The organism is Micromonospora phytophila (assembly GCF_023656545.1).
GTDB lineage: Bacteria > Actinomycetota > Actinomycetes > Mycobacteriales > Micromonosporaceae > Micromonospora > Micromonospora phytophila.
Genome location: NZ_JAMOKF010000465.1, coordinates 1 through 3,404 on the forward strand (window position 1 = coordinate 1; position 3,404 = coordinate 3,404).

General features: G+C 75.1%; 4 protein-coding genes and 1 pseudogene. All 5 read left to right on the plus strand.

Annotation, left to right across the window (positions count from 1 at the left end; translation table 11 throughout):
• Positions 1-175: pseudogene (locus NCC78_RS29650) on the plus strand (tRNA (adenosine(37)-N6)-threonylcarbamoyltransferase complex dimerization subunit type 1 TsaB); the annotation flags it as partial.
• Between the two features lie 114 nt (positions 176-289).
• Entirely contained in the window at positions 290-742 is a 453-nt protein-coding gene (gene rimI, locus NCC78_RS29655) for a ribosomal protein S18-alanine N-acetyltransferase (RefSeq protein ID WP_250798669.1), read from the plus strand.
• Between the two features lie 6 nt (positions 743-748).
• The gene (gene tsaD, locus NCC78_RS29660) at positions 749-1,795 is read left to right on the plus strand and encodes a tRNA (adenosine(37)-N6)-threonylcarbamoyltransferase complex transferase subunit TsaD (protein WP_250798671.1); all 1,047 of its coding nucleotides are present in this window, start codon (positions 749-751) and stop codon (positions 1,793-1,795) included.
• 17 nt (positions 1,796-1,812) lie between these two features.
• A complete protein-coding gene (locus tag NCC78_RS29665; RefSeq protein WP_250798672.1) occupies positions 1,813-2,067 on the plus strand; it encodes a hypothetical protein in 255 nt (84 codons plus the stop codon).
• Positions 2,068-2,137: 70 nt separating this feature from the next.
• Positions 2,138-3,404, plus strand: a 1,267-nt coding sequence (locus NCC78_RS29670; protein ID WP_250798674.1) for an ABC transporter transmembrane domain-containing protein, incomplete at its 3' end; no start/stop codon positions are given.

Genomic DNA, 3,404 nt, shown 5'->3' on the forward strand with positions numbered 1-3,404 from the left:
CGACCTGCCGGTGCGGGCCGAGCCGCGCTACCCGGACGCGCGTGTGCTGGCGGCCCTGGCCGCCGAGCGGATCCGGGCCGGTGCCCCCGGCGAGGCGCTCACCCCGCTCTACCTGCGCCGCCCGGACGCCGTGGCGGCGACCGCGCGCAAGCCGGTCCTCCCGGGTACGCCGTGAGGGCGAGAAGTGAGCCGGGTCTGCGAGCCCCGCAGTCGCGAACCGAGGCAGCGCCGTGAGCGCGAGGAGTGAGCCGGGTCTGCGAGCCCCGCAGTCGCGAACCGAGGCAACGCCGTGAGCGCGGTACGGCTCGAACGGTTCCGCTGGTGGCACATCGACGAGGTGCTGCTGATCGAGGCGGACCTCTTCGGCGCCGAGCAGTGGTCCGCCGCGATGTTCTGGAACGAGCTGGCCAACGGGCACCACTACCTGGTCGCGACCGACGACGGCGGCATCGTGCTCGGCTACGCCGGGCTCGCCGTCACCCCGCCCGACGAGGTCTGGGTGCAGAACATCGCGGTGCGCCGGGACGCCCAGCGGCGCGGCGTCGGCCGGCTCCTGCTGGAGGCGCTGCTCGCCGAGGCGGCCCGGCTCGGCGCGCCCAGCACCCTGCTGGAGGTGGCGGCGGACAACGCCCCGGCGCAGCGGCTCTACGCCGCGTACGGCTTCGAGCCGATCGGCGTGCGGCGCGGCTACTACCAACCGAGCAACACCGACGCGCTGGTCATGCGGCGCGACCAGGACTGAGGAGCCATGGCTGACGAACCGCTGATCCTCGGCATCGAAACCTCCTGCGACGAGACCGGGGTCGGCATCGTGCGCGGGCACACCCTGCTCGCCGACGCGCTCGCCTCCAGCGTCGAGCAGCACGCCCGCTTCGGCGGTGTGGTGCCCGAGGTGGCCAGCCGCGCCCACCTCGAGGCCATCGTGCCGACCATGGACCGGGCGCTGGCGGAGGCGGGGGTGACCATCGCCGACGTCGACGCCATCGCGGTGACCTCCGGCCCCGGACTGGCCGGCGCGCTGCTCGTCGGCGTGGCCGCCGCCAAGGGGTACGCGCTCGCCGCCGAGAAGCCGGTCTACGGGGTCAACCACCTGGCCGCGCACGTCGCCGTGGACACCCTGGAACACGGCCCGCTGCCCGAGCCGGCGATCGCCCTGCTGGTCTCGGGCGGGCACTCCAGCCTGCTCCTCGTCGACGACCTGGCCCGTGGCGTCACCCCGCTGGGCGCCACCATCGACGACGCGGCCGGCGAGGCGTTCGACAAGGTGGCCCGGCTGCTCGGCCTGCCCTTCCCCGGCGGCCCGTACATCGACCGGGAGGCCCGGGCGGGCGACCCGGCGGCCATCGGCTTCCCGCGCGGCCTCACCGCGGCCAAGGACCTCGCCGCGCACCGCTACGACTTCTCCTTCTCCGGGTTGAAGACCGCGGTGGCCCGCTGGGTCGAGGCGCGGCAGCGGGCCGGCGAGCCGGTGCCGGTCGCCGACGTGGCCGCGTCCTTCCAGGAGGCGGTCTGCGACGTGCTGGTGACGAAGGCGCTGGACGCCTGCCGGGCCAACGGCGTGGAGACCCTGGTGATCGGCGGGGGAGTGGCGGCCAACTCCCGGCTGCGGGCGATGGCCGAGCACCGCGCGGCCAAGCAGGGCATCCGGGTGCGGGTGCCGAGGCCGAACCTCTGCACCGACAACGGCGCGATGGTCGCCGCGCTCGGCTCGCACCTGGTCGCGGCCGGGGTGGCGCCGAGCCGGCTGGACCTGCCCGCCGACTCGGCGATGCCGCTGACCACGGTCAGCGTGTGAACGGGGGGACGGCCGACGTGATCGTACGGATGTGGGAGGCGCGGGCGGAGCCGTACGGGGTCACCGACCTGATCACCTGGGTCTGCGACACCGCGCTGCCAGAGTTCGAGCACGACCCGCTGCACCTGTCCAGCGAGGTGTTCTCCTCCACCGACCACCGGGTGGTGGTCATCTCGAAGTGGCGCAGCAACCCGCGACCGCTGCCCGAGCCGCCCGCGACGCTGCTCGCCCGCCCGCCGCACTCCTGGGACTTCACCCAGGTCGACCGCTGAGTGAGCCCCGGCACTCCCAGCGGTAATTGGTTCGCGTGACACCTCGCCGGCCGCCTAGCGTCGGCTCGTCATGCGCTTCTCACCGGCCGGGGAACCCGGCGTACCGGATTCCCGCTCTGCGACCCGCTACCTGGTGTGGCTCGCCGGTCGGCACAAGGCGCTGTTCAGCGCCGGCCTCGGCCTCGGCGTCGTGTGGATGGTCGCCCAGGCGCTGATGCCGGCCGCTGTCGGCCGGGCCGTCGACGGGCTCACCCACCGCGACGAGGGCGCGTTGCTCACCTGGGGGCTGGTGCTGCTCGGGCTGGGCGTGCTCCAGGCCGTCGCCGGGATCCTGCGGCACCGCTGCGCCGTGCACAACTTCCTCGCCGGCGCGTACCGGACGGTGCAGCTCACGGTGGCGGCCGCGAACCGGCTCGGCGCCGCGCTGCCCCGCCGGGTCGCCGCCGGTGAGGTGGTCAGCATCGGTACGGCGGACATCAGCCACATCGGCGCGGCGATCGACATCACCGCCCGGGGCACCGGCGCGGTGGTCGCGATCGTGACCGTGGGCGTGATCCTGCTCGGCGCGTCCGTGCCGCTCGGGCTGGTGGTGGTGCTGGGCGTGCCGCTGCTGATGGCGGTGGTGGGGCTGCTCATCCGGCCGCTGCACCGGCAGCAGGCGGCGTACCGGGATTCCGAGGGGGCGCTGACCACCCGGGCCGGCGACATCGTCTCCGGGCTGCGGGTGCTGCGCGGCGTCGGCGGCGAGCCGGTGCTCTCCGCCCGCTACCGGGCGCAGTCGCAGGCGCTGCGCGCCGACGGCGTCCGGGTGGCCCGGGTCGAGTCGCTGCTGGAGGCGGCGCAGGTGCTGCTCCCGGGCGCGTTCCTGGTGCTGGTCACCTGGCTCGGCGCCCGGTTCGCGCTGGCCGGCGAGATCAGCGCCGGGCAGCTCGTCGCCTTCTACGGCTACACCGCGTTCCTGGTCAGCCCGCTGCGCCAGCTCACCGAGACGGTCGACAAGCTGACCCGGGGGCACGTCGCCGCCCGGCGGGTGGTCCGGCTGCTCCGGCTCACCCCGGAGCTGACCGACCCGTCCCGCCCGGCGACCCTCCCCGACGGCCCGGGCGAGCTGGTCGACGTGACCTCCGGCGTGGCGCTGCGGCCCGGCCGGTTCACCGCGCTCGTCGCGACGGCGCCGGAGGAGGCCACGGCCATCGTGGACCGCCTCGGCCGGTACACCGACTCGGACGCGACGCTGCACGGCGTACCGCTGCGGGAGCTGGCGCTGGCGACGGTGCGGGAGCGGATTTTGGTGGCCGACAACGACGCGCACCTGTTCACCGGGCCGCTGCGCGCGG